The organism is Nocardia sp. CA-151230 (assembly GCF_050942175.1).
In the GTDB taxonomy this organism is placed as follows: Bacteria; Actinomycetota; Actinomycetes; order Mycobacteriales; family Mycobacteriaceae; genus Nocardia.
On sequence record NZ_CP192061.1, the window covers coordinates 5,480,232 to 5,506,923 of the forward strand.

A 26,692-nucleotide genomic window follows, 5' to 3' on the forward strand; every position below is an offset into this window, starting at 1 on the left:
GTAGGCTGACCGGGTGAACGCCAGTGAATCCCCGGTGCCACCCGAATCGGACCTGCCTACGCTGCGGGATCCGGTGCTCGTGGCCGCCTTCGAAGGCTGGAACGATGCGGCCGACGCCGCCAGTGGCGCGGTCGAGCATCTGGAACTGATCTGGGACGCGCAGCCGCTGGCCGAGCTCGACTCCGAGGACTATTACGACTATCAGGTGAACCGGCCGACGGTTCGGCAGGTGGACGGGGTGACCCGCGAGATCCAGTGGCCCTCGGCCATGCTGTCGGTCTGCTCGCCTCCGGGCAGCGATCGGGACGTCGTGCTCCTGCGGGGCGTCGAACCGAATATGCGCTGGCGCAGCTTCTGCAAGGACATCCTCGAATTCGTCGAGCAGCTCGGGGTGTCCACGGTGGTGATCCTGGGCGCGCTGCTGGCCGACACCCCGCACACCCGGCCGGTTCCGGTCACCGGGACTGCTTACAACAAGGAAGCCGCGGAGCGCTTCAACCTGGAGCAGACCCGCTACGAGGGACCGACCGGTATTACCGGAGTGCTGCAGGACGCGTGCGTGCGCGCGGGTGTCCCGGCCATCTCCTTCTGGGCGGCGGTGCCGCACTACGTCTCCCAGCCGCCCAACCCCAAGGCCATCATCGCCCTGCTACACCGGGTCGAGGACGTCCTCGATGTGGAGGTGCCGCTCGGCGGTCTGCCCGAGCAGGCCGAGGAGTGGGAGGGCGCGGTCAACGAGATGACCGCGGGCGACGAGGAGATCGCCGAATACGTGCGCTCGCTCGAGGAGCGCGGCGATGCCGAAGTCGACATCAACGACGCCATGGCCAAGATCGATGGTGACGCCATCGCGGCCGAGTTCGAGAAGTACCTGCGCCGCCGCGGGCGGGGCGGCTTCGGTCTCTGACACCGAAACCATTGCCGCACCTGCGTTCCGGCGCAGGTGCGGCGTTCGTTTCGACGGCTAGTGCTCTACGGCCCAGATCTTGACGGAGGCCTCGTGTGCCAGCTTCGCGATCAGCAGGTCGCGCGGAATGGTCTGCCCCGCAAGGTGATCGAGCGACGGCACCACCACGTGGTGGGCATCGGCACGCTTGAGTTCGGCCGTCAGCTCCGCGAACGCGGTGCCATCGCCGGGGGTCGATTCATGGAACGTGGCGGCGAAGCAGAGGCCGGCGGACTGAGCGAGCCCGCACATGGCGTTCTCCAGCTCTTCGCTGCGGCCGTCGGCCAGATCGTCACGCACGTACCCATAGATCAACGCTTCCACCCGAACCTCCGTTGGATTGGGGATCGCTGTCATGAATGTGCCCTGTTGAACAGTTTGGCGTAATCACGAATGCAATTGCAGATGTCAACCCAGTGACATCGAGATGCCCTATCCGGGTCCATCCTTCGTTAACTGGTGAGATACTACAGAGCGTGTCCGCCGGTGACGATCGACCTGTCTGGGCTGTCCGAATGCGTACCGAACGTGATGCTCGGGGGTGGTCGCAAGCCGATGCGGTCCGTGCCATGCGGGGTAAATCGAGCCACAATCTGCCAACGGACAGCACACTTCTGCGCAATTGGCGGCGCTGGGAGTCCGGGGAATCGAGGCCGGACGATTTCTACTCTCCGATCATCGCGGCGGCTTTCGATACGGTGACTGCCGCCTTCTTTCCCAAGGCGCGGCCCAATCGGGACGACGAGATGCTCTCGGCCACGGGGATGGACACGCTGGAATTCATTGGGCGGCTACGTATGTCCGATGTGTCCGCCTCTACGCTCGACGCCATTCGCATCACCGCTGATCGGCTGTGTTCGGAGTACCCGTGCGCCGATCCACACGAGTTGCATGCCGAGGGCACGGCGTGGCTGCGGCGGATCACTTCACTACTGGACGGTCGCTTGACTCTCGCGCAGCATCGGGAAGTCCTGGTGCTGGCGGGATGGGTTGCCCTCCTGGTCGGTTGCGTCGATTACGATCTCGGCTGGCGCACCGCCGCCGAGGCGACCCGCCGGGCCGCGCTCTCCCTCGGCCAGGAGGCCGAGCATCCCGAAATCATCGGCTGGGGAGCCGAAATGGCCGCCTGGTTCGCACTCACACAGGCCAACTACCGGGGCGCCATCGAGACCGCCGAGGCCGCGCACACCACCACCGACCGCCTGGGCGTCGGCGTCCAGCTGGCCGCACAGCGCGCCAAGGCGTGGGCACGGCTGGGTGACCGCGGCGAGGTGGAAAAGGCGCTCGCCCAGGGCCGTTCGATTCTGGACACCATCGAGCATCCGTCCGATCTGGACAATCACTTCGTGGTCGATCCGCAGAAGTTCGACTTCTACGCCATGGACTGCTGCCGGGTAGCCGGGGACGACCGGCTCGCGGAAAACTATGCCCGGCAGGTGATCCTGACCTCCACCCGCCCCGACGGCAGCATCCGCAAACCCATGCGGGTCGCCGAGGCGCACCTGACGCTGGCGGTGGTCGCCATCCGCGATCGCAATCTGGAGCTCGCCCTCGACGAGGGCACGCGGGCCTTCGCGGGCAAGCGCCGCTCGCTGCCCTCGCTCATATGGATCGCGGGTGAGACGGCGCGGGAGATGATCGAGCGCTTCCCCGGCGATCCGCGCACCCGGACCTATCTGGATCAGCTGCGCGCGCTGGCCGCGGGCTGACACCTCCCTCGCAGCACGCTGGGACACCCCTCGGCACGCGCCCACCGGTTACGCTCACGCGCATGGACTTCAGTCTGTGGACCTGCGCTGCCCGAGGGCACGAGACCTACGCCCCCACCGAGCCCGAGCTCGCGGCACGCCTCCACGTCCCCACCCCGGCGGGTGAATCCTGGCGCTGCCTGCGTTGCGGGGATTTCGTGCCCGGCGAGCCGCGGCGCAGCGGTCCGGCCGACGACGCGCCCGAGGTGCCGCGCGGGCATCTGCTGCGCGACCGGATCATCATGCGGCTGCTGGCGGCCGAGCGCATCGGCCGGGCCCTGGTGCTGATCCTGCTGGGCGCGGGCGTGCTGAAGCTGCGCGGTTCGCGCGAGCACTGGAAGGCCAACTGGGACAAGGATCTTCCGCTCATCCGCCAGCTGGCGGACCAGATCGGTTTCAACCCCGACCATTCCAAGATCATCAAGGGCATCGACAAGGCGTTCACCTTCTCCCCCACCGTGCTCACCTGGGTGGCGGTGGCGCTGTTCGCCTATGCCGCGATCCAGCTCACCGAGGCGGTGGGCCTCTGGCTGGTCAAGCGCTGGGGCGAGTACTTCGCGGTCATCGCGACCAGCATCTTCCTGCCGCTGGAGATCTACGAGCTCACCGAGAAGATCACCTTCCTGCGGGCGGCGGCGCTGATCGTCAACCTGGCGGCGGTGATCTGGCTGCTGTGGAGCAAATCGCTGTTCGGGCTCAACGGCGGTGCCGCCAAGTACTACGCCGAACACCACTCGGAGAGCTTGATGACGGTCGAACGTGCCGCCATGGCAGCCGAATCCGAGCGGCCGACCGAACGCATCGACACCCAACGCGCACACTGACCCGGCCGGGCCCGCGTCACTCGGGCACGCCGAGACCGTGGGCCGGGGTGGGCCAGGATTCGATCAGTTCGTCGCGGAAGACGGTCGACTCTGCCACAACCGGAACGCTGTAACCCCCATGTCTATTCATGTGTGTCGCGGCGTGACGCCCTGGTAACTCCCGTCACGCCGCGACATTCCACCGCGCGGATCACTACGGGGTGACGATGTTGAAGTTCGGGTCGGGCTTGTCCATGACGTCCTTCAACTGCTTCAGCTTGGCCGGGTCGCCGCTGACCTTGATCGCGCCGGCCTGGATCTCCTTCACGATGTCCTTGGTTCCGGTCATGGTGGCGATCAGCTCCAGCCGGGACAGCGTGAAGGTGGCGTCCGGCGCCGGACCCTTGAAGTCGGCGGGAATCACGTAGTGGATGAGCACGCCGTTGCGGAGCTCGGTACGGTAGGTCCGGCTCTGGTCGGTAATGATCCAGTCGTTGACCAGGTGCAGATCCCACGCCTTCGGGCCGTTGATCAGGAACGCCGCGGAGTCGAAGACCTGGTCCACGCTCAAGGCGCTGATCATGCCGGCGGAGTTGGCCTTGGTCGGGGTGCCGAAGGTGCCGTTGCGCAGCTCGTAGGCGCCGGAGAGGAAGAAGTTGCGCCAGGTGGCGTTCTCCGAGCCGTAGCCGAGCTGCTCGAAAGCGCTGGCCTGCAGCATCTTCGCCTTCTCGTTGTCCGGGTCGGCGAAGATCAGGTAGTTGAGAACCTGGACGCACCAGCGGTAATCGCCGTCGGAGTAGGCCTTGCGGGCCACCTTCAACGCCCCGCTCGCACCGCCCATGGCATCCACGTGCCGCTTGCCCGAGTCGACCGGCGGGTGCTCCCACAGGTGCGCCGGGTTGCCGTCGAACCAGCCCATGTAGCGCTGGTATATGGCCTTCACATCGTGGCTGACCGATCCGTAGTAGCCGTGGTTGTACCACTTGCTCTCGATGGCCGGCGGCATCTGGATCATCTCGGCGATCTCGATGCCGGTGTGGCCCTGGTTCAGCATGCGCAGGGTCTGGTCGTGCAGGTAGGCATAGGTATCCCGTTGCAGCGACAGCCATTCGGTGACCTTGTCCGCTTCCCACATGGGCCAGTGGTGCGAGGCGAAGGCGACGTCGTACTTGTCGGAGAACATGGTGATGGTCTCGGTCAGGTACTGCGACCACACGTGCGCGTCGCGAACCAGCGCGCCGCGCAGGGTTACCAGGTTGTGCAGGGTGTGGGTGGCGTTCTCCGCCATGCACATCGCACGGAAGTCGGGAAAGTAGAAGTTCATCTCCGACGGCGCCTCGGTGCCCGGGGTGATCTGGAAGACGACCTTGATCCCGTCGATGGTCTCTTCCTGGCCGGTGTGGGTGACGTCCTTGTTCGGCGGGATGAGACTCACCGTGCCGACCGAGGTGGTCATGCCCAGGCCCGCGCCGACCTGGCCCTTCGCACCACGCGGCAGCGCCGCGCCGTACATGTAGGCCGAGCGGCGGGCCATGGCGGTGCCGGCGAAGACGTTCTCCTCGACCGCGTGCTCCACGAAACCCTGCGGCGCGATCACCGGAATCCGGCCCGAGGCAGCGTCTTCCAGGCCGATGACACCCATGGCGCCGCCGAAGTGGTCGACGTGGGAGTGGGTGTAGATCATGCCGGTGACCGGCTTCTGACCGCGGTGCGCGAAGTACAGGTCCATGCCCGCCTTGGCGGTCTCGGTCGAGATCAGCGGGTCGATGACGAGGACGCCGGTCCTGCCCTCGATGATCGTCATGTTCGACAGGTCCAGACCGCGGATCTGGTAGATGCCCGGAACCACTTCGTAGAGACCCTGTTTCACCACCAGCTGCGACTGCCGCCACAGTGAGGGGTGCACCGAGTTGGGGCAGGTGCCCTGGATGAAGCCATAGGAATCGTTGTCCCACACGACTTTTCCATTGACATCCTTCACGATGTCCGGCTCGAGCCGGGCGATGAAGCCCTTGTCGGTGTCGGTGAAGTCCTGCTGGTCGGAGAAGGGCAATGAGGATTGCGCCCGATGCTGCTGGTCGACGATGTGGCCGCTCGGATCGACCGGATCCTTGCTGGTCCGCTCGGCGGCGGAACCGTTGTCACCGTTGCTGTCACACCCTGCGACCGCGGCTCCGACACCGGCGGCCATCAATGCGGCCGCACCCACCCCGAACACCCCCCGCCGCGACACCGTGAAGCCGCCCGGCTTGCGGTCGTCGCCGTTGTTCGTGAGGTCCGCGTCGGTCATCGCGCTCTCCTGTCTCCGTGCGGTCGATGTGCCGGACAGCAGGAGTAGCCGATCAATCGCTGCCATCCTGCCGTCTCCGCCACAGTACATCACTATTGCAGTACTACTGCAATATAGTGAGTGCGTGACACCACCCGTGAGCCCGCGAACCCTCTGCCGGACCTGCGTGCACACGCTCGGGCGGGATGTGATCGGATTCTCGTCATGAGCGAGGTCAAAGGCGACGGCCCACGGCGGCGGCGCAACCCGGAACAGACCCGCAGGGCGATCATCGAGGGCCTGCTGTCGGCGGTCCACGACGGCGAGTTCGACCCCACCACCCGCAGCATCGCCGAGCGCGCCGGAGTGTCGGAACGCAGTATCTTCGTGCACTTCCCGACCCGGACAGCGCTGATCACAGCGGCGGTGGATCAGCAGTCCGAGCAGGTCGAGGCGCTGCTGGGCGAGATCGACCCGGAACTGCCACTGGCCCAGCGCATCGAGGCGGTGGTGCGCCAGAGCGAAGCCATCTTCACGCTGCAGCGCGAGCCCCGGGTGCTCGGGCTCATCGAATCACTGCGCACCCCGGCGGTGGACACCCGGATGCGGTTGACCGACAAGCGGATTCGAGAGGCGCTCACCCGTGCCTTCGCACCGGAACTGGACCACGCCGAGGGCGAGCAGCTGCTCGATCTCGTCGACGCCACCGTGGGCTGGCCGTACCGCCACCACCTGATGGACCGGCGTGGCCTGTCCAAACGCGCCGCCTCCGAGGCGGTCGGCCGCGCGCTCACCGCCATGCTCACCCTCGAGCGCTGAACCGACCGAGCACCGATCGATTCTTCTCACCCGAATCGGGTGAAAGTACAGCCGATGCTCAACCCTCGCCCTCGTCGAGGATCGCCACCGCGCGAGTCCACCCGGCCGAGGCGCGATGGATCTTCACCGGGAAGCACGCCACCTGGAAGCCATGAGCAGGAACCGCTTCCAGGTTGTGCAGCTTCTCGATGTGGCAGTAGCCGATCTCCCGCCCCGCACGGTGCCCTTCCCAGATGATGGTGGGATCATGGTCGACGGCATAGCGGCGTGCGGTGTACAGAAACGGCGCATCCCAGCTCCATGCGTCGGTACCGGTCATCCGTACGCCTTGGCGCAGCAGATGCAGAGTCGCCTCGCGGCCCATGCCACACCCTTTGACCGCGTAATCGTTCTGACCGTATCGGCTGCCCGCACTGGTATTGACCATGACGATGTCCAGCGGTTGCAGCGTGTGGCCGATCCTGTCGAGTTCGTTGTCGACGTCCTCGGGAGTGACGACGTAACCGTCGTCCAAGTGCCGGAAGTCGAGCTTGACGCCACGCCCGAAACACCACTCCAGCGGAACCTCATCGATAGTGATGGCCCGCTTGCCGCCATCCATCGTCGACGCATAGTGATATGGGGCGTCGACATGGGTGCCGTTATGGGTGCTGATCCGGACCCGCTCGATAGCCCACCCCTCTCGGTCGGGCAGGTCGTCGACCTGCGCACCAGGAAAGAACGCCAGCATGTCCTCGCGTGTCTGTTGATGGTCCAGATAGTCGATCTCGGGTAGATATCCGGGCGGATCCGATGCGATACCCGCTTGCAACGGGACGGACAGGTCGATGATTCGGCGCATCAGCATGATCGAGCTCCCTCCGACGACCGGTGGATAGGGACAGCCTGACCGGGTCTATTCGAGTGTCCCGGAACCCAACACGCGTTTGAGCGGTTCGGTGAGGTCGACGGGCATGGGGAAGACGACCGTGGAACGGCCTTCGGCTCCCAGCTCCCCGAGCGCCTGCAGGTAGCGTAGTTGGAGGCCGGCCGGGGTCGCGGCCAGCAGTTGCGCTGCATCGCGGGTGTTTTCGGCGGCCTCGACTTCCCCACGGGAGTGGATGATGCGGGCACGGCGTTCGCGTTCCGCCTCCGCCTGCCGGGCGATGGCGCGCTGCATGACCTCTGGGATCTCGACATCCTTGATCTCGACCAGGGCGACCTTCACACCCCATGGTTCGGTCTGCTCGTCGATGATCTTCTGCAGGTTGGCGTTGAGCTGATCGCGCTCGGACAGCAGGGTGTCGAGGTCCTCGCGTCCGAGCACGGAACGCAGTGTGGTCTGGGCGATCTGGGAGGTGGCGACGGCGTGGTTCTCCACCTCGATGACGCTGCGTACCGGGTCGATGACGCGAAAGTATGCGACCGCGTTGACTCGGACCGGCACATTGTCCCGGCTGATGGCCTCCTGCGGTGGGATGGTGAGTGCGATGGTGCGCAGGTCGACACGCACCATGCGATCGACAAGGGGAATCAACGCCACCATGCCGGGACCACGCAGCGGGCGCAGCCGGCCCAGCCGGAACACCACGGCCCGTTCGTATTCGCGCAGAATGCGCAGGGTGGACACCGGGAGCAGCAGGGCGGCGGCCACTGCCGCGGTGACGCCGATCATGATCATCGGGAGCTCCTTTCGGCCACCGGAACTCCGGTGGGGAAGCCGGCGGGTGTGTGGCGGAAGTGGGCGGTCAGTACCCAGGCGGCGCGCACCCAGCCGAGTGTGATCGGCGCCAGGACAATCAGATCCGCCGATCTGGGATGTACGGCCGCGGCGATGATCAGGAACGCGGAGGCCAGCACGATCAGCACCAATGCGATCCCCCGATGGAAACGACCGGCCTCCGAATGCGGCCAGGGGTCGACGGCCCGGGTGATCTCCCGGCCCGCCGCGGAGTCGGTGCAGTCGCGTTTCCCCGGGCAAGCGTTGCACACCGACGGACGTGCCCGATAGCGGATCAGGCGGGCCTGGTCGTCGATGCTGTGCGGCCACAACGGCTCATTCGCCGGGCACATCCAGTAATCGTGCTCGGGAAGATACCGGAATCCGGCGTTCCGGTGCCGATCGGAACGCCGATGGATCTGCCGCGCCAACAGATCCAGGCCGAATGCGGTGGCGATGAGCAGCACCGCGTATCCGCCCATCAGCAGAGTCTCGACCGCCGGGTGCACCACGATCACTCGCCTTCGCTGCCGGTCAGCTGTACCAGTTCGTCGGCGGGCACCTGCCGGTCGCCGGCGGTGATCTTCGTGTCCTGCGGCGGCGGCGTTCCGCCCGTGCCACGGTATTTCACGGCCAGCCACATGATCCACGCCAGCGGCGCGATACCACCGACGATGAACAGGATGTCGCCCGGCATGCGTAGCCACTCCAGCACCGAATTCGCGTGGCTCTGAATGTAGTTCAGCTCGCGCGCCTCGTAGTATCCGCTGTCGACGGCCTTGTAGAGCTGCAGGATTCCGATCGGCAGCAGGGTGGCGAACACCATCCATGCCAGCCCGATGTTCAACGACCAGAAAGAGACTTTCGCCAGCTTGTCCGGCCAGTTGCGGGCCGGGATCATATAGCGCACGCAGAACAGCGCGAAGGCGCAGGCGAGCATGCCGTAGACGCCCATCATCGCCGCGTGCGAGTGGTTGGCGGTGAGCGCTGTGCCGATCTCGTAATAGGACACGATCGGCAGGTTGATCAGGAACCCGAAGATGCCCGCGCCCAAGAAGTTCCAGAATCCGACCGCGACCAGGAACATGACCGCCCACCGGTGGGGGAACTCCGCCGCGGACCGCGATTCCTGCTTCGACCCCAGTTGCAGGAAGCTCCACGCCTCCACGGTGAGGAAGGTCAGCGGGACCACCTCCAGCGCGGAGAACACCGCGCCGAGTGCCATGTGCTCCACTGGAGTTCCGTTGAAGTACAGGTGATGCATGGTGCCGATCACCCCGCCCGCGGAGTACAGGATGATGTCCAGATAGACGACGATCATGCCGACCCGCTCGCGCACCACACCGAGCAGGACGAACATATAGGCGACCATCACGGTGGTGAACAGTTCCAGGAAGTCCTCCACCCACAGGTGCACCACCCAGAACCGCCAGAACTCGGTGTGGGTGAAGTTGTCGCCCGGCCTCGCCAGCAGCCCGACCGCGTAGACCACCGGAATGGCGAGCGCGGCGAGGAAGAACAGCCACGGCATATTGCCCTTGTGCTCGTCGGCCAGTCGCCCGCGCAGCCCGCGCCACAGGATCATCACCCAGATGGCCAGGCCGGCCACCAGCAGGATCTGCCAGACGCGGGCCAGGTCGAGGAAGGTGAATTGCTGTGCGGCGAAGAAGTTCCCGTACGACACCTTGCCGTGGATGCTCAGCGCCTCACAGATCAGGCTGCCGAACACCACCACCGCCACCGCCCCGAGCAGAATGTACGACAACCGGCCCTGCCCACGCGGTTCGCGCCGGGCTATCAAGGGCGCCAGGAAGATTCCCGCGGCGAGGAACGCCGCCACCACCCAGAACAACGCCAGCTGCAGATGCCAGGTGCGGGTCAGGTTGTAGGGCAGGATCTTTGCCAGATCGAGGCCGAAGAAACTGGCCACGTCGGCGCGATAGTGTTCGGTGGCTGCGCCGAGCAGGCTTTGCGCGCCGAACAGGATCACCATGATCGCGAAATACCACCGGGTGGATCGTTGCCCGGGAGTCAGCGCCACGTCCCCGGGCGCCCGGAACGACAAGGTGGCCGCCTCCCGGCCCTTCCACCCGAGCCGGCTACCCCAGCGGCCGAAAGCGGCGAACAGCAATCCGATCCCGCCCAGCAACGCGATGAGCGAGATGACGCTCCACACCACCACATTCGCGGTAGGACTATTGCCGACCCGAGGTTCCGCCGGCCAGGAATTGGTGTAGGAGTAGTCGTGACCCGGCCGATGCGCCGCCGACATCCACGCAGTCCACGAGAAGAATGCGGTCAGGTCGTGGATCTGCGCCCGATCGGTGAGAAGCTCCGGCCGCAGCCCCAGCCCGGTTCCGGTGCGGCCGAACACGTCGGCGTAGTGGTCGACCAGATGCTGGAACGCCTGTGCCTGCTCAGCGCTGTAAACCAGCACACCGGTGTTCTCGTCGTAGCGATTGGCCTGGAAATCGGCGAGGATGTGCGCCCGCGCCCGATCGTCGTTCCCACGCTGCTCCAGCGCGAAGTCTGCGGATCGGCGCAGATAGTCAGCGGTGTAATCCGGCCCCAGCCACGCCCCGTGCCCGAGGATCGACCCGTACTGCATGAGGCCCGCCGCCAGGAAGATCTGCTGACCGTGCTTGACATCGGCGGCGGTGAACAGCGTCTGCCCGGTCGGAGACTGCACCCGTTCGGGAATCGGGGCCGAACCGGAATAGGTGCGGTATGCCAGCAGACCCATCACGAAGAACCCGAACACCGCGACCAGCACACACGCCTGGATCCATCCCTTGCCGACAAGCAATTGCCGCTTCGTGCCGCTGCTCACCCTCGATCCTCCGTTCGATGAGAACTCGCTGATCGCAGAACCTCGCGCCACGGGCGCCCCGTCGATCATGGAGGTATCGCCCCACTACACGCGGCAACTCTCCAGCGTGTCGCACAAACAGGCGATTTACCCGGTCTCGCCTGTGTCGAACGGAAGCTCTTTCAGGGCACGCTGGTTCCGCTCGGTGCTGAACCTGCCCGGTTCGGTGACCCTGCAACCGCTGGGATCTCCGACGTGGATGGGATCGAAAAGGCTTGCCGCTTACCGGGATCGGTGAGACCGATGACGAGCGTCACGCCGCACACCACCAGCACCGCGACCGTCGCGATGGCGATGACCCGAGACCCGTGCGCCCAGTGCCCGTGGTGGAGCGAGTTGTTGCGCAGGAAGCTGAGCCCCACGAGGAACATGAGCCCGACGGCCGCGAGGGCGGGCGCGATGGCCGCCGGATGCCACCCGCTGGTCGCCGCATGATTGACGAACAGCACCCCGGTCCCCATCGCGGCGATCGCGGTGCGCCGCCAGGCCAGTGCGGTGCGCTCGGCGGCATAGGTGGGCGGCGCGGTCACGGCCACACCGTCGCGATCGCCGCGAAGATGGAGACGATCGCGATGCCGCCCGCGAGAATCGGGACGAGCATCGTGTTCCCCAGCGGCTCGCCACGCACCATCCGGGCCTGGACATCACGCCAGTGCGTGTACGCGCCGGCGGCCAGCACGACCGCGAGCACGATGCAGCTGAGCGAGAGCAGCCGCCGCACCCCGGCGTGATGGAACGGCTGCACCAGTGTGTGCACCGCGACACCGGCGGCCAGCAGACCGAGCGCGGTGCGGATCCACGCGAGAAAGGTCCGTTCGTTCGCCAGGGTGAACCGGTAGTCGAGTTCCGCGTGTTCCGTATCGCCGCTGTCCTGAGGTTGGTTCTCCACTGTCACCACCTGTCCGGTGTCGCGATCGCGGTCCGACTACCGCAAATGATCAGCACGGGCGATCATTCCACGAAATCGGCGACGGGGTTCGATACTCGACACAGGACGGGCACCGCAAATGACGCATGCCCCGCGGTCCGACCGGCGGGGCCGCAGAAAGGCTCGCCCGTTTCGGGTGAAGTCTCGGCAACCACGATTCGGCAGGTTCGCCCCGGCCGCGGCCCCGACATCGACCGCAACTGCGGGCATTCGCCCGCAATTCACGGCCATCGCGCCCCGTGGTCCCGTACCATCGCGGTTTACCTGCCGAACAACGGATTTCAGGCCGGAGGCATGCCATGCAGTATCGGCCCACGGCACCGGAGTTGCTGACCGCGCTCGCGGATCTGCTGGAGACGACGCTCCTGCCCGCACTCCCACCGGAGTTGCGGCATCAGGCCCGCGTCGGCGCGCATCTGGCCCGGATGCTGCAGCGGGAAGTCACCCTCGCAGCGGATCCGACGGAGGTGCCCGAGCCGGCCGACGACGAGGCGCTGTGGGCGGTACTGGTTCCGATCGTCCGCGCCGACCTGGCCATCGCCAAACCCGGCTATGACGCCTGGGAGGGCGAATGACCGGCGACGTGACGGCCGGCCTGGCCCGATTCCTGTCCGAGGACCTCGGCCGCGCGGTGACGATCTCGGACCTGCGGCCGCTCTCGGCGGGCGCGCGACGACGCAATGTCGCCTTCGATGCCGATCTCGGTGGGTGCGTGCTGAGACTGGTCGCAACGCTCGTGCCGGGCAGTGTTCAGTTGCTCCCGGTCGATGTCGAGGCGGGCGTACGTGAACTGGCCCGCGCGCACGGGGTACCTGTCCCCCACGTGCTGGCCGTGTGCACCGATACCGGGTATGTCGGGGAGCCGTTCATGCTGTCCGAGCGCCTCGACGGCGAGACCGTGCCGCGCCGGGTCCTGCGGCTGGTGCAGCAGGCCGGTATCGGCGACCTCGTGGGCGAGCAACTCGGCCGGGCCACGGCCCTGTTACATGCGATCGACCCGGAGAAGGGCTCCCCAGAACTGCCCGGCAGCCCCGTGGGCCATCCCGCCGAATCGTTTCTGCGAGAGGCCGAATCGTCGGTTGCCCGGTTGCTCGCCGACCGCCCCGTCTTCGCCCTCGCGCTGCGCTGGCTGACCCGCCACCTTCCCGGGCCCCCGGAGCGACTCACCCTGATCCACACCGATATTCGCAACGGCAACCTCATCGTCGGTCCCGAAGGCATCGAGGCGGTGCTGGATTGGGAAGGCGTCCAGCGCTTCGGCGACCCCATGCGCGACACCGCCTGGTCCGCCTTGCGCATGTGGCGCTTCGGCGTCGACGACCGCGAGTTCGGCGGCTTCACCGACCGCGCCACTTTCGTACGCGGATATGCCTGCGCCGGTGGCGATTTCGACGCCGATCGCTTCCGCTGGTGGAAGGTGGCCTGCACCCTCGGGTGGGGCGCCATACTGGCCGCGCAAACGGCCGCGTTCCTGGACGGCACCGTCCCCAGCATTGTCATGGCCGCCAGCGGGCGGCGCATTCCCGAGATCGAATGGGATCTGCTCATGCAGATCCGCTCGACCGGATCGAGGTGACCGTCATGGATTTCGAGCTGCCCGACCAGCTGCGGAAGTATCTCGCCGAACTGGACGAGTTCATCGACCGCGACATCGTCCCGCTGGAACAGACCGGCGACAATATCCGCTTCTTCGACCACCGCCGCGAGGATGCCCGCACCGACTGGGACCGCGGCGGCCTCCCCAGCGACGACTGGGAGGACCTGCTGGCCGAAGCCCGCCGCCGCGCCGACGCGGCCGGCCACCTTCGCTACGCCTATCCCGCCGAATACGGTGGCCGCGACGGCTCCAACCTCGATATGGCCGTCATCCGCGAGCATCTGGCCCGCCGCGGCCTGGGCCTGCACTGCGACCTGCAGACCGAGCACGCCGTCGTCGCCAACAATGTCGGGCTGCTGCTCATGCACGAATACGGTTCGCCCGCACAGAAATCGGCGTGGATCACCGGCCTGGCGACCGGCGAGAAGTTCTTCGGCTTCGGCATCACCGAGCCCGATCACGGCTCCGACGCCACCTTCATGGAGACCACGGCGGTCCGCGACGGCGATTCCTGGATCATCAACGGCGAGAAGACCTTCAACACCGGCATGCATCGCGCCGATGCCGATCTGATCTTCGCCCGCACGTCCGGGAGCGCGGGAGACGGCGTCGGTATCACCGCCTTCCTCGTCCCGGTCGGCACGCCCGGTTTCCGGATCGCCGAGTTCCTGTGGACGTTCAATATGCCCACCGACCACGCCCACGTCGTCCTGAAGGACGTGCGGGTGCCGGCCGACGCGATATTCGGCAAGGAGGGACGCGGGCTGGCGGTCGTCCAGCATTTCTTCAACGAGAATCGGCTCCGGCAGGCAGCGTCCAGCCTCGGTGCGGCGCAATACTGCATCGACCGGTCGATCGCCTACGCCAAGCAGCGCAAGACCTTCGGGACGCCGCTGGCCGCCAACCAGGCGATCCAGTTTCCACTGGTGGAGCTGAGCACCCAGTGTGAGATGCTGCGGACCTTGATCCACAGGACCGCGTGGGCCATGGACCGCTACGGCCCGTTCACGCAGTCGGCCCAGGTGTCCATGTGCAACTACTGGTCCAACCGGCTGTGCTGTGAAGCCGCCGACCGCGCCATGCAGATTCACGGCGGGCTCGGCTATTCCCGTCACACGCCGTTCGAGCACATCTACCGGCATCACCGGCGGTATCGGATCACCGAGGGCAGCGAGGAGATTCAGATGCGGCGCGTGGCCGGTTACCTCTTCGGTTTCATGCAGCAGGCTGCGCCCAAGGGTCTCTGACTCAGTTCAGGAGCCGTTGCTCGTTCGCGACAGCGACTGCCGCCGCACGATTGTCGACGCCCAGCTTGTCGTAGATTCGCCCCAGGTGCGTCTTCACCGTCGCCTCGCTGACATGCAGCGCCCGGGCGATTTCCCGATTCCCCAGCCCCTGCGACAGCTGGCCGAGAATATCCAGTTCCCGGGCCGTCAATGCGGGCTGCGGGTTTCGCATGCGGTTGAGCACCCGGTCCGCGATGGGCGGGGACAGTGCCGTACGCCCTTGCGCGGCCGCGTGAATCGCCGCGAACAGCTCCTCGGGGCGTTCGGCCTTGAGGAGGTAGCCCGTCGCGCCGGCGGCGATGGCGCGGGTGATGTCGGCGTCGGTGTCGTAGGTGGTGAGCACCAATACGTGCGGGGTCACGCCACCGCCGGCAGTGATGCGGCGGGTGGCCTCGATGCCGTCCATGTCGCCGCCGAGCTGGAGGTCCATGAGCACGACGTCCGGCTGAAGTCGCTCGGCGAGGGCGACGACCTCCGGGCCGCTACCCGCTTCGCCGACGACGTCGATGTCGGGTGTGCTGCCCAGCAGGGCGCGCAGGCCGGCGCGAACGACCACGTGGTCGTCGCAGATCACCAGGCGGACAGGGATTTCGGCTTCGGTCACGACCGCTCCAGGGGGACTTCGGCGGAGACGACGGTGCCCTCTCCGGGGGCCGATTCGACAGTGAGGGTGCCGCCCAGCTGGCGCAGGCGGGCATGCATCGCGGGCAGGCCGTGGCCGCGGTCGGCGGTGGTGGCGGTCTCGGCGGGGTCGAAACCCCGTCCGTCGTCGGCGATGTCGAGGACGAGCCGGTCGCCGAGGTCGGTCAGGGTGATGGTGACCGCGGTCGCGGCGGCATGCTCGCGCGCATTCGCCAACGCCCCCTGCGCGATTCGCAGAACCGCCGCCTCCACGGCCGCGGGCAGTCCCACCGGTGCGCCCTCCACGTGGATGCGCACACCGAGCGAGTCTCCGCTCTCCCGTTCGGCCAGCGCCTCCAGCGCCGCGACCAGCGATCCACCCGCGGCCAGATCCGTGGGCGCGAGGTCGTGCACGAAGCGCCGCGCCTCGGCGAGGTTGTATTCCGCGACGGCTGCCGCGCTGCGCACGTGCTCGCGGGCCTGGTCCGGTTCGCTGTCCCAGATCCGGTCGGCCGCCTGCAGCAGCATGCGCTGACTCGAAAGTCCTTGGGCCAGGGTGTCGTGGATCTCCATGGCGAGACGCTGCCGTTCGGCGAGGGTGCCTTCACGGCGTTCGGTGGCGGCGAGTTCCCGGCGGGTGGCGCGCAGGTCGTCGATGAGTACGCCCTGCCGTTCGGTCTGACGGATCAGGCCGACGAACAGCGCGGTGCTGAGGGCGGCGACGGCGGGCGGAGCCAGCAGCAGGTTGGGGTCGGCCCAGCCGGCGAGCTTCAGCTGAGCGAAGACGACCAGCGCGGTCAGCCCGGCGACCAGCGCGAGGGCGACACGCAGCGGGAGGATCCGCAGGCCGGTGTAGAGCAGTGGGACCGCGCACCAGGCGAAACTCGGTGCGAGGACGACCAATACCGCCCACGCGGTCACCAGCAGCGCGAACAGCAGCACGCGTCGGGACGCGCGCAGTTCGCTCAGCACATAGAGCACGGCCAGTCCGAGCGAGAGTCCGATCACCCACGGCATGCGCGCGCTGTCGGGGTGGCGGAGCACGAAGCGCAGCATCGACGCGGCCAGCAGGACGTAGAAAGCGCTGTGCACGATGGTGCCCAGCAACCGGGTGTCGTCACGGGGCTGCGCGCTCACCTGGTCCGGAGACCGCATGCGGGCACCTCCTCGGCGGCAGCGACGTGGGCAAACACCCTCATTCTGCCGTGCCCCACCCGCCTCCGGGGTCATCCGATCGGTTGATACGGGGATCAGCCGGACCGCGCGCGAATTACTGGCCGCTGCGTCGATGTGCCCGGCCGACCTGGGCAGCAAGCTGGAATGCGAACACAGCGAACAGCTTTCACCCGAGAATCCGTGGAGGACATCATGACCACCCCGCAGCAGTCCAGCTCCAAGCGCCTCATCATCGGCGGCGCGGCCGCGGCGGTCGTGGCCGCCGGGGTGATCGGCGTGGTGTCGGTGAACGCGCAGGATCCGGATCCGGGCAGCAAGGCCCCGGTGGCGGCGGATGTCGCCAATGGCAACCTGCAGCAGAGCACCCATCTGACCATTGCCGCCGCCACCAAGGCCGCGCAGGCCGCGCTGGATGCCGCGGTGAAGGAGAACCAGCACGTGACGGTCGCCGTGGTGGATCGGGACGGCAATACCGTCGTCACGTTGCGCGGCGACGGTGCCGGGCCGCAGTCCTACTCGTCCGCGCAGCAGAAGGCGTTCACCGCGGTCTCCTGGAACGCGCCGACCTCGCAGCTGGCCAAGCGCCTCGACAGTGCGCCGCATCTGGCCGATATCCAGGGCACCCTGTTCCTCGCGGGCGGCGCCCCGGTGGCCGCCAAGGGTGGCGCGCCGATCGCGGGCATCGGGGTCGCGGGCGCGCCGAGCGGTGATCAGGACGAGAAGTTCGCGCAGGCGGGTGTGGCCGCGCTCGGCAACTGACCCGAGATCGCCGACCCGAAATCGGTCACCGGGGGCCCGGATCGGGCGCGCCGACACTCGGCACGATTCCGAACCGGTCGGGAGGGGGTACTAACCTTCTCCCGGTGACCGAGTCCGCTGACGGATTGCTGCCCGACCCGAGGGGGGTCGGGTCCGAGGAGATTCCGCACGCCGACCGGCTGCGTCTGTTCTCCTTCGCCACCGCCGAGAAACGGGCCGATTACCTGTGGGTGTTGCGGGCCTTCGACACCGCCCGCGCCGCCTACGTGGTGCTGTTGCACGCCTCGGACGTCGCCGACACGCTCGATCGTTGCCCGGGCGCGCCCGCGCTGACCGCCACCGAGGTGGGTCCGCTGCTGGAGCAGTTGCACCAGTGGGGTGTGCTGGAACGCAGTTACGACGGGACCCGGGCGGCGACGCTGGCCGAGTACCGGAACCGGCACTTCGTCTATCAGTTCTCGCAGGCGGGTTATCAGGCATATCGGGCGGTTTCGGATGTGCTGGAGGCGCGGCTCGACGAGGCCGCGCTCTCGCGGCTGGTGCTGCCGGAGCTGCTGGCCGATCTGCACACCCTCGCCGAGGCCAACAAGAGCGCGGACGCGCCGCGCGTCTACCGGGTGCTGAACCGGCTGGACCGGGCGCTGTCGGATCTGGCCGAGCGGGCGGCGCATTTCTATCTCACGCTCGGCGATCTGGTGCGGACCACCGAGGCCACCCCCGAAGCCTTCCTCGCGCACAAGGACGCGCTGCTGGCTCACATGCGCGAATTCTCCATGGACCTGGCACGTTTCGCGCCGCGGCTGGCCATCGCCATTCGCGAGGTGGAGAACACCGGGGTCGAGGATCTCATCGAACGCGCGGCCCGCTGCGACGAGCGGGTGCTGCTGGATACCGCTGAGCGCCAAGCGGATTGGCGGGCGCGCTGGCAGGGGCTGCGGGGCTGGTTCATCGGTGACGACGAGGGCGGGCTCACCGAATGCGAGCGGCTGCGCGAAGCGACCATGAGCGCCATCGCGGCCGTGCTCTCGCTGCTGCGACGAGTCACCGAGACCCGTAAGGGCGGAGTCAGCCGGGAATCGGCGCTGCGACACCTCGCCGGATGGTTCACCGCCGCCCCGACCACCGAGGCCGCGCACGCGCTGTACGACGCCGTCTTCGGATTGGGCCGTCCCCGCCATCTGGCCATGCAGCACCCGGACGCCGACGTGATTCCGGCCATCCGATCCTGGTGGGACGCACCACCCTTGGAGATCGCCCGCACCCTGGCCGAGACCGGGCGGCCGCCGACACCGGGTGCGCCCGCCCGGCTGCAGCGCAATGACGCGGGGATTCGCCGACTGCGCCAGGCGCAGCTCGATGCCCAGCGCGCCCGCGCCGAGGCCGCACGCTCGCTGGCCGCCGCCGACCTCTACGACCGGGAGCTGGACGAGGGCGAAACCGAGGTGCTGCTCAAACTGCTCGACGCCGCGTCCACCGCGTGGGTGCCGGTGAGCGGGCGGGTGCCGGGTACCTCCGGCTCGGACAGCGGCGTGACACTCACCGTGTCCGAGCACGAGGGGTCCACGCTCGTCCGTACGTCCAAGGGCGTGCTGCACCTCAACAACCGGCGACTCGAGGTTCGCGAGACCACTGCCGTGCGTGGTCGCAAACCCCCTGCTGCGCAGTCGAATCGGCCGGATCCGTCGGTCACGCCCGCGGGCGGGGCTGTCGGCGCCGGGGAGGTGGGCTGATGCACGCGCGAAGTATCGATTCGCTCGCGCTGGACAGTTATCAACGTGCGGCGCGGGTGATCCTGGCCAATCACCTGGTCACCCGCACGTATCCGGATCGTATTGCGCTGCCGCTGCTGCGACGGTGGGCGACGGAGCTGCGGGAGGATCTCGCCGAGCTGTTCGGGTATCGGCTGGAGGTCACCGAGACCACGGCGCGGCTGTTCCCGGTGCTGGATCGCCTCGACGCCGGGCGGCCCGCGCGGACCAGCGGTGACCGGCTGTTCGATCGCCGCCGCTACGCCTATCTCGCCTTGGCCCTGGCCGCGCTGGGCCGGGCCGGGGATCAGATCACGTTGTCGGAGTTGGCCGATCAGGTGGCCGCCTACACCGAACGGGTGGAGGGCCTGGAGCTGGCGCCGGATCGGGCCGCGGATCGGGATGCGTTCGTCGACGCGGTCGGCTGGCTGGCGGCGCGCGGCGCGGTCACCCTGGCCGACGGCGACGCCGGGGGCTGGGCGAGCGACCCGGAGGCCGGTGAGGCGCTCTACGACATCGACCGGTCGGTGGTCTTCGCGCTGTTCCGGCCACCGCGGGCGCTGCAGCATCTCCAGAGCGTCACCGGACTGCTCGGCGAGGAGGCGGGCGGATCCGATACCCGTTCCCCTGCCATGGCATTGGCGGCACGCGAGGTCCGGCGCGCCCTGGTCGAGCAGCCCGTGGTCTACGCCGACGAGCTCGACGAGCCGCAGCGCTCACTGCTGGCGCAGGAGAAGCTGGTCGCCGAGGTCGAGTCCCTCACCGGGCTACGAGCCGAGCGGCGCGCGGAAGGCGTTGCGCTGATCGACAGTTCGGGGCGGCTGTCGGATGTGCGGTTCCCGGGCACGGGCACGCTCGCGCAGGTGGCGCTGCTGCTGGCGGGTGAGATCGCGGATCTGGTGCTGGACATCGACAATCCGGTCGAACGCCGGCCGCGGCCGGACCGTCCGCTGCTGGATCTGGTGCAGCAGCTCGACACCGCCATTCCGTCGAATACCGTGTTCACACCGCTCGCGGATCCGATGGATGTCTGCGGGCCGCACGAGGATTCGGACGCGGAAGCGACCGAGCCCGAGATCGCCGACTTCCCGTTCCTCGAGTCGCCGTGGATCCGCGACACCGTGCAGATGCTGACCGACCGGTACGGCAACACCTTCGCCGCCCAGTGGCAGGCCGATGTGCCGGGCCTGACCGCCGAGGCGGTCTCGCTGCTGGCACGGCTGCGGCTGGTGGAGCCGGTCGACGGCGGCCTGCTCATCCTGCCCGCGCTGGCCCGGTACCGGGGCGCGATCGTCACCATCCGCACTCGCGCGGAAACCGAATTGTTCATCTCCCCCACACAACTCGGCGCGAATGCCGTGCCTGCGGACAGCTCGACAGAGAAGGGATCCGGGAACTGATGGCCGACCACATTCACGGTGGAGTGCGCTTCGTCCCCACCCGGGCGGGCATCATCAACCTGTGGGACTACCGCGATCAGGAGTTCTGCTTCGCCGACGGGCGGCTGGTGCTGCGCGGGCCCAACGGCTCGGGCAAGACCAAGGCCCTGGAGGTGCTGTTCCCGTTCGTGCTGGACGGGCGGATCGAGCCGCGGCGGCTCAATCCGTTCGCGGGTGAAGAACGCACCATGAAGTCGAATCTGCTGTACCGCAAGCAGGAATCGGCCTACTCGTACGTGTGGATGGAGTTCGCGCGCGGCAGCTGGACCGAGCCGGAGACGGTGACCATCGGCATCGGCATGCGCGCCACCCGCTCCAACGACAAGGTGACCCGCTGGTATTTCGTCGCCGACGGCCGGGTGGGCGTGGACTTCTCGCTGCTGGGTCCCGACGACCGGCCGCTGACCCGCAAGCAGCTGGCCGAGCAGATCGGCTCCGATGCCATCGTGGACCGGCCGGTCGAGTACCGGGCGGCCATCGACGCCCGCATGTTCGGGCTCGGACAGCAGCGCTACGACCAGCTCATCAATCTGATCCTGACACTGCGCCGCCCGCAGCTGGCCAAGAATCTGGACCCGCGTGGTCTCTCGCAGGCGCTCACCGATGGCCTGCGCCCGCTGGACGAGCAGCTCATCCTGGACGCCGCCCGCTCCTTCAGCGATATGGAGGAGGTCGGGCGCACCCTCGAGGGCCTGGTCCAGGCCGACACCGCGACCCGCGATTTCGTCAACGTCTACCGCAAATACCTAGCAGTGCAGGCGAAGACGGACATCGACCAGGTGCGGGTGCGCCTGGACGCGGTCACCCACTCCAGCACCGCCCTGCACGCGGCCGCCGCCCTGCGCAAGCGCCGCGACACCGAGCGGGCGGCCGCCGAGACCCGCGCCGAGGACGCCGACCGCGCCTACGAGCAGGCTCTCGCCGACCGTGAAACCCTCCAGCGTTCCAGCGCTTACGAGGGCAAGCAGCAGCTCGACGATCTCGCCGGCGCCGTCCGCCGGCTGGAAACCTCCGCCGCCGTGCACAACGACAAGGCCCTCAAGTCCCGTCAGACCGTGGACCAGCGGCTCGAGGAATCCGAACGCGCCCGGGCCGCGGTCACCAATGCCGCCTCCGCGCTGTCCCGCGGCGAGGACGAACTCCGTTCCGCCGCAGAGGAAGCCGGCATCGGCTGGTCGACCCTGCCCGAGTCGGCCCGCGCCGAGCACCTCACCACCACCGTCCACTCCCACGCCGAGGAGCGCGACGCCGACATCCGCGCCGTCCGCCGCGCCCTCACCCTGGTCGACCAGGCCGTCACCGAGCGCACCCGGGCCGAACGCGCCGCACAGCGCGCGGTGGAGCTGCGCGATTCCGCCGCCGCCGAACTGGCCGAGGCCGAAGCCGGAGTGGCCCTGGCCCGGTCGAACACCGCTGTGTCCCTGCGCGACTGGTGGGACACCCACCGCGAGGTCTACGCGCCGATTCGCACGGGACTGTTCGAGGCACTGGACGACGCCTTCGGGCAGGTCGGCACCGAGCATGCCCCGCGCCCGGAAAGCAGCGGCACGAAAGGCGCCAGGTCCGGCGGCGACGCATCCGACGACAGCTCCGCTCCGGCCACCCCGGCCGAAGTGCTCGCCGAACGCACCGAGCCGCTGACCGAGGAGATCCGGGCGCGGCGGCAGGAGGCGCGGACGCGAGCGGCTCAGGCGACCGCACGGGCGGGCGCACTGCGCGCCGAGCGGGAGCGGGTCGCGGCCGAACGGGACGACGCGCCACCGGCTTTCGCGGCGCGTATCGATGTGCGACCGGATCGGAGCGGCGCGCCGCTGTGGCGGTTGGTGCGTTTCGCCGACGGCGTCGGTGCGCACGAGGCAGCGGGGATCGAGGCTGCGCTACAGGCCGCCAACCTGCTCGACGCTTGGGTGTGCGCGGATGCCGAACTGCCGGACCATGCCTCCGACCAGTTCCTGACACCGCTGCCGCGGCAATTGCGCCCCACCGGCCGCACGCTGGCCGATGTGCTTGTCGTCGAGGATGATTCGGACACGCTGACCGTGCCGCGCCGGATCATCTCCGGCATTCTGGCGTCCATCGCGCTGCACGAGGTCTCCACCCCGGACGCGAACGCCCCAGCTGCCAACACGTCCGGGACGGTCGATGCCGCCGAATCGATCACGGCCGGCGGCGCGGATGGCAAGGGGCACACTGTTTCCGGGGCCGACGCACAGCCTGTCGGCGCGGATGGGCAGCTCACCATCGCCACCGACGGCCGATTCCGGCAGGGCGTGCAGGTCGGCCGGCACGTCAAGGCCGACGCCGAGTTCATCGGCACCACCGCCCGCGCGCGCCGGCGCGAGTTGCGACTGGCTGAGCTGGCCGCTGCCGTCGAAACGGCTGTGGGCGAAGCCGATACCGCCGCAGCCGACGAACAGGCCGCCACCGCGGAGCTGGGGCGGATTTCGGCGGCGGCCAAGGCGCTGCCGCGGACCACGGCGGTCACCGCCGCGCTGCGGAGCGTCGCCGAGGCGGCGGGCATGCTGCGCTCGCGCTCGGAGGCGGCGGGCCAGGCCGAGCGGGATCTGGATCAGGCCGTGGCGGAATACACCAACGCGGACAAGAAGGTCCGGGCCATCGCGGCCGATCATCGCGCACCGCGCGATCCTGCCGAGTTGGATGCGCTGGCGGCCGCCGTCCGCCATTTCGAGAATGCCGGGACGGCGCTGCTGCGCTTGCGCGGCGATCATCAGCGCGAGCACGAGCGGGCCCGGGAGGCCGGGGACCGGCTCGAGGAATCCAAGGACCTGGCCGAGGCATTCGCGGAAGAGGCCGAGGCCGCGCGCGCCGGGTACGAGGAGCAGCTGCGCAAACTGGAGACGCTGCGTGAGGCGCTGGGCGCGGGCGCCGCGGATATCGATCGCGAGCTGGAAGTGGCCCGGGAGAAGATCGAGGCGGCGCGCGCGGAGCAGAAGGCCGCCCGCAAGGCCGCGGCCGAGGCCATCGAGGCCGTGGGCACCGCCGAGGGCGCGCACCGCGCCGCCCACGACACACTGGGCACCGCGCTCACCGAATTGCTCGCCGACGTCCGGCATCTGGCCCCGTACGCACGCCCGGATCTGCTGAGCCTGCTGGGCGCACCCGCCGACAGCCGCTGGCCCAGCAGCGATGCCGCGTGGTCGACGCCGGAGCAGCTGCTGTACCGGATCGAGAACGGCGATCCGGAGCAGGAGCCCACGGTGCTGCCGGCCGAGGTGTCCGCCCTGTTCGAGAATCTCGCCGCCGCAACCGCTTCGGTGCGCGCGGGCGAGGCGGCCCGCAAGTCGACCCGCAGCGCGGTCACCACCGCCCTGCAGGAGTTCGACGCCGCGCTGACCGCCGCCCGCCAGGACTACCGCCTGCACTGGGATGCCGCCGACGGCCTCACCGTGGTGCAGGTGCACGACGACCACGGCCTGTCCGCCCTGGCCGATTTCGCCGAGCGCATCGGCGCGGCCCGTCGCGATCAGGAGCTGCTGCTCACCGACGCCGAGCGCCGCATCCTGGAGGACGCGCTGCTGACCGGGCTGGCCCAGCAGATCCACGAACGCACCTGCGACGCCCGCGATCTCATCTCCCGCATGGGCGCGGAGATGAAGCAGCGCCGCATGTCCTCCGGCAACACCATCGGCGTGCACTGGGTGCTGGCGGACAATCTCGCCGAGCCGGCCCGTGCGGTCTGCAAGCTCCTGGACCGCGACTCCGCCGAACTCACCCCCGAGGACCTGTCCACCATCCGCGCCTATTTCGCCGCGGAGATCCGCAGCGCGCGCGCCGCCCATCCGGAGCGCTCGTTCCCCGAGATCCTCGCGGCCACCCTCGATTACCGCACCTGGCGCGTCTTCTCGTTCACGATCGTCACCGCCGACGGCACCGAGGACCGCCTCACCGTTGCCCGGCACAGCGCTCTCTCCGGCGGCGAACAGTCGGTGTCCCTGCACCTTCCGCTCTTCGCCGCCGCCCACGTCATGCTCGATTCGGCCGACCCCCAGGCCCCCCGCCTGCTGGCTCTGGACGAGGCCTTCGCCGGTGTCGACGACAACGGCCGCAGCGAACTCCTCGGCCTGTCCGTCCAATTCGATCTGGACCTCTTCATGACCGGCTACGACCTCTGGATCACCTACCCCCACGTCCCCGCCTGCGCCCACTACGATCTGGCCCACTCCGCCGCCGAGAACACAGTCAGCGCAACCCTGCTGGTCTGGGACTCCGACGATCTCCTGGCCGAACACGACGGCACCGACCTCACCACCGCCCTCGGGTCCCCCAACCGCCGCCGCCTCCCCCATGGCCTGGAGGGCGCGATCCCGATGGACGAGGAGCTCGAGACGATCAGCTGACCCCCGAGCCGCGCGCCGAATCTCCCACCGTCCGCCCGTCTTTCGATCCTTCGTCCACGCAGCTTCGCCCATGCGGGTTCCGGCTCCTGCGATAGTCCGCCCAGTCCTATATGGTGGTGCCCGAACTCCGGTCGGCAACCCCTCTGGACAGCCGATCGGACGATGTCTTCGTACTGCCCTGACTCCCACTCAATTCCGCGTGTCGCAGCGCGGCGCGCCGTAAGGATTGGACCATCGGCAAATCAACAGTTTCGCGGTTGGGCGTGTATCGACTAGAAATGTTCTCCGTGCCTACCGGAATCACCTGTCAGCCATCGGGACTCCCTGGACGGGGGACCAATTGACGATCGAACATCCGCGCGAGGACGAGGTCACCCAGCTGGCGCAACGGGTCGAGAAGGCCCGGGGACGGCTGGCATACCAATACGATCCCGCTCTCACCGATGCGCTGTCGGAGACCGAGCTCGTTGCCGAGCGCGATCTGGCCGAGCGCATCCGCGAGCAGGAGCGGGCGCAGCGCTGGAAACAGGCCGAGGCCGCGGCGTCAGCGGCCGATCGGGCCCGACAGACCACCATAGAGATTGAGAAGGCCGACATTCGCGACTTGCTGCTGGCGCGCAAGGCGATCGCTGCTCAGCGGCGGGAATCGAGCCCGCACGCCAAACTGGCGTCCCTGTACAAGCATCGGGCGTGGAGTCAGCGCGCGCTCGCCGGTGTGGTCGCGGCCGGCATGCTCTGGTCCGCGGTCAACGTGCAGCACAACATCGCTCCGGGCGGGGCGAGCGATCCGCTGTACTGGTTCAGCTACCTGCTCGAAGGCATGATCAGCGTCTGCCTCGTGATCATCATGATCGGCACCAACAAGGTGGCCGAGTGGGGTGTGATCGACAGCCGCCGCCAGGTGGTGGTGGCCGAATTCGCGCTGCTGGGCCTGACCGTCATGCTCAACACCTACCCGTACCTGAAGAACGGCAGCTGGTATGAGGTGGCCGTGCACGCCATCGCACCGGTGATGATCGGTGTGGCGCTGCTGATCCACAACGCCGCGGCCGGTCGGTACGGTCTGGCCATCGTGCGTGCCACGGACCAGATCCGGGATCTGCCGGACCCGGGCGAACAAATCCGCCGCTCCATGCCCACCGTCGTCTCCTGGCCCGGCCGCCCTTCCCCCTCGGCGGTGCCGACTCCCACCCCGGCCCTTCCCGCGGCTCCCGCTGAGCCCGAGAAGACCGTCGATGCCGAAGCCCAGGTGGTCGAGCCCCGACCTGCCCGGAGCGAAAGCCAGTCGGACACCGCGAAACCCGCCGACAAGGAGCGCCGCTCCGCCACCGGCAAGAGCCGCAAGCCCGAAGAAGAGGACGACCGTTCCCCGCTCGCCGATCTGGCCGATCCGGTACCGCCGCTGAATGTCTATGACACCGGCCAGTTCCGGATCGCCGAGACCCTCGAGCAGGAACTCGCCGAACTGCAGGCCGCCCGCCGCCGCGCCCGCGCCGCGTCGCGCTCCCGCAACGGCAGCTCCCTCGACGACTGACACCCTTCGCGCCGAATCGGCCGCCGCTGCACCAGCTTCGGCCGATCCGCCCGCCGGCACCCCGGTGACCCGCAGCCAGCGGCACCGGGGTGG

General features: G+C 68.3%; 22 protein-coding genes. 12 read left to right on the plus strand and 10 right to left on the minus strand.

Features of this window, described 5'->3' with window-relative positions; translation table 11 throughout:
• Positions 1–13 precede the first annotated feature (13 nt).
• On the plus strand, positions 14–907 hold the full coding sequence (locus ACQP1O_RS26030) for a PAC2 family protein (RefSeq protein ID WP_433561080.1): 894 nt from the start codon (positions 14–16) through the stop codon (positions 905–907).
• Between the two features lie 57 nt (positions 908–964).
• Here the strand turns inward: ACQP1O_RS26030 and ACQP1O_RS26035 are convergent, their stop codons facing one another.
• Positions 965–1,270, minus strand: coding sequence for a hypothetical protein (locus ACQP1O_RS26035; protein WP_379385993.1), 306 nt, complete (start codon positions 1,268–1,270; stop codon positions 965–967).
• A gap of 245 nt (positions 1,271–1,515) precedes the next feature.
• Here ACQP1O_RS26035 and ACQP1O_RS26040 point away from each other — a divergent pair, with 245 nt between their 5' ends.
• Complete coding sequence (locus tag ACQP1O_RS26040; RefSeq protein WP_433561081.1) at positions 1,516–2,655, plus strand: XRE family transcriptional regulator; 1,140 nt, start codon at positions 1,516–1,518, stop codon at positions 2,653–2,655.
• A 62-nt stretch (positions 2,656–2,717) separates the two neighbouring features.
• Complete coding sequence (locus tag ACQP1O_RS26045) at positions 2,718–3,518, plus strand: DUF2127 domain-containing protein (RefSeq protein ID WP_433561082.1); 801 nt, start codon at positions 2,718–2,720, stop codon at positions 3,516–3,518.
• 193 nt (positions 3,519–3,711) lie between these two features.
• Here ACQP1O_RS26045 and ACQP1O_RS26050 read toward each other — a convergent pair whose 3' ends face one another.
• Positions 3,712–5,787, minus strand: a complete 2,076-nt coding sequence (locus tag ACQP1O_RS26050) for an alkyl/aryl-sulfatase (RefSeq protein WP_433561083.1) — start codon at positions 5,785–5,787, stop codon at positions 3,712–3,714.
• 204 nt (positions 5,788–5,991) lie between these two features.
• Here ACQP1O_RS26050 and ACQP1O_RS26055 point away from each other — a divergent pair, with 204 nt between their 5' ends.
• Positions 5,992–6,585, plus strand: coding sequence for a TetR/AcrR family transcriptional regulator (locus tag ACQP1O_RS26055; protein WP_433561084.1), 594 nt, complete (start codon positions 5,992–5,994; stop codon positions 6,583–6,585).
• A gap of 58 nt (positions 6,586–6,643) precedes the next feature.
• On the opposite strand, the gene ACQP1O_RS26060 is transcribed toward ACQP1O_RS26055, so the two are convergent.
• The 6 genes from ACQP1O_RS26060 to ACQP1O_RS26085 form a co-directional block, all read right to left on the minus strand.
• Positions 6,644–7,426, minus strand: a complete 783-nt coding sequence (locus ACQP1O_RS26060) for a cyclase family protein (RefSeq protein ID WP_433561085.1) — start codon at positions 7,424–7,426, stop codon at positions 6,644–6,646.
• Positions 7,427–7,480: 54 nt separating this feature from the next.
• Positions 7,481–8,239 carry a slipin family protein gene (locus tag ACQP1O_RS26065; RefSeq protein ID WP_433567792.1) on the minus strand — a complete coding sequence of 253 codons (759 nt, stop codon included), beginning with the start codon at positions 8,237–8,239 and terminating at the stop codon, positions 7,481–7,483.
• A gap of 2 nt (positions 8,240–8,241) precedes the next feature.
• Complete coding sequence (locus ACQP1O_RS26070) at positions 8,242–8,796, minus strand: hypothetical protein (protein WP_433561086.1); 555 nt, start codon at positions 8,794–8,796, stop codon at positions 8,242–8,244.
• A 2-nt stretch (positions 8,797–8,798) separates the two neighbouring features.
• On the minus strand, positions 8,799–11,027 hold the full coding sequence (locus ACQP1O_RS26075) for a nitric-oxide reductase large subunit (RefSeq protein WP_433567793.1): 2,229 nt from the start codon (positions 11,025–11,027) through the stop codon (positions 8,799–8,801).
• 248 nt (positions 11,028–11,275) lie between these two features.
• Positions 11,276–11,683: a DUF202 domain-containing protein gene (locus ACQP1O_RS26080; protein WP_433561087.1), complete on the minus strand. Its 408-nt coding sequence runs from the start codon at positions 11,681–11,683 to the stop codon at positions 11,276–11,278.
• Positions 11,680–12,048, minus strand: a complete 369-nt coding sequence (locus ACQP1O_RS26085; RefSeq protein ID WP_433561088.1) for a YidH family protein — start codon at positions 12,046–12,048, stop codon at positions 11,680–11,682. Before ACQP1O_RS26085 ends, ACQP1O_RS26080 begins: the two co-directional genes overlap by 4 nt.
• Positions 12,049–12,380: 332 nt before the next feature.
• Between ACQP1O_RS26085 and ACQP1O_RS26090 the strand changes: the two genes are divergently transcribed.
• The 3 genes from ACQP1O_RS26090 to ACQP1O_RS26100 are packed head-to-tail and all read left to right on the plus strand — an operon-like array spanning position 12,381 to position 14,925.
• On the plus strand, positions 12,381–12,656 hold the full coding sequence (locus tag ACQP1O_RS26090) for a hypothetical protein (protein ID WP_433561089.1): 276 nt from the start codon (positions 12,381–12,383) through the stop codon (positions 12,654–12,656).
• Positions 12,653–13,657, plus strand: coding sequence for a phosphotransferase family protein (locus ACQP1O_RS26095; protein WP_433561090.1), 1,005 nt, complete (start codon positions 12,653–12,655; stop codon positions 13,655–13,657). The genes ACQP1O_RS26090 and ACQP1O_RS26095 overlap by 4 nt, the downstream gene beginning before the upstream one ends.
• Before the next feature lie 5 nt (positions 13,658–13,662).
• Entirely contained in the window at positions 13,663–14,925 is a 1,263-nt protein-coding gene (locus ACQP1O_RS26100) for an acyl-CoA dehydrogenase family protein (protein WP_433561091.1), read from the plus strand.
• A gap of 1 nt (position 14,926) precedes the next feature.
• Here the strand turns inward: ACQP1O_RS26100 and ACQP1O_RS26105 are convergent, their stop codons facing one another.
• A complete protein-coding gene (locus tag ACQP1O_RS26105; RefSeq protein ID WP_433561092.1) occupies positions 14,927–15,568 on the minus strand; it encodes a response regulator in 642 nt (213 codons plus the stop codon).
• A complete protein-coding gene (locus ACQP1O_RS26110) occupies positions 15,565–16,740 on the minus strand; it encodes a sensor histidine kinase (protein WP_433561093.1) in 1,176 nt (391 codons plus the stop codon). Before ACQP1O_RS26110 ends, ACQP1O_RS26105 begins: the two co-directional genes overlap by 4 nt.
• Before the next feature lie 213 nt (positions 16,741–16,953).
• Between ACQP1O_RS26110 and ACQP1O_RS26115 the strand changes: the two genes are divergently transcribed.
• The 5 genes from ACQP1O_RS26115 to ACQP1O_RS26135 all read left to right on the plus strand — a co-directional run bounded on the left by ACQP1O_RS26115 (position 16,954) and on the right by ACQP1O_RS26135 (position 26,599).
• Positions 16,954–17,520, plus strand: coding sequence for a GlcG/HbpS family heme-binding protein (locus ACQP1O_RS26115; RefSeq protein WP_433561094.1), 567 nt, complete (start codon positions 16,954–16,956; stop codon positions 17,518–17,520).
• A 179-nt stretch (positions 17,521–17,699) separates the two neighbouring features.
• Positions 17,700–19,250: a TIGR02677 family protein gene (locus tag ACQP1O_RS26120; protein ID WP_433567794.1), complete on the plus strand. Its 1,551-nt coding sequence runs from the start codon at positions 17,700–17,702 to the stop codon at positions 19,248–19,250.
• A complete protein-coding gene (locus ACQP1O_RS26125) occupies positions 19,250–20,668 on the plus strand; it encodes a TIGR02678 family protein (RefSeq protein WP_433561095.1) in 1,419 nt (472 codons plus the stop codon). Before ACQP1O_RS26120 ends, ACQP1O_RS26125 begins: the two co-directional genes overlap by 1 nt.
• Positions 20,668–25,065: an SbcC/MukB-like Walker B domain-containing protein gene (locus tag ACQP1O_RS26130; protein ID WP_433561096.1), complete on the plus strand. Its 4,398-nt coding sequence runs from the start codon at positions 20,668–20,670 to the stop codon at positions 25,063–25,065. The genes ACQP1O_RS26125 and ACQP1O_RS26130 overlap by 1 nt, the downstream gene beginning before the upstream one ends.
• 340 nt (positions 25,066–25,405) lie before the next feature.
• Entirely contained in the window at positions 25,406–26,599 is a 1,194-nt protein-coding gene (locus ACQP1O_RS26135) for a hypothetical protein (RefSeq protein ID WP_433561097.1), read from the plus strand.
• Positions 26,600–26,692: the final 93 nt, after the last annotated feature.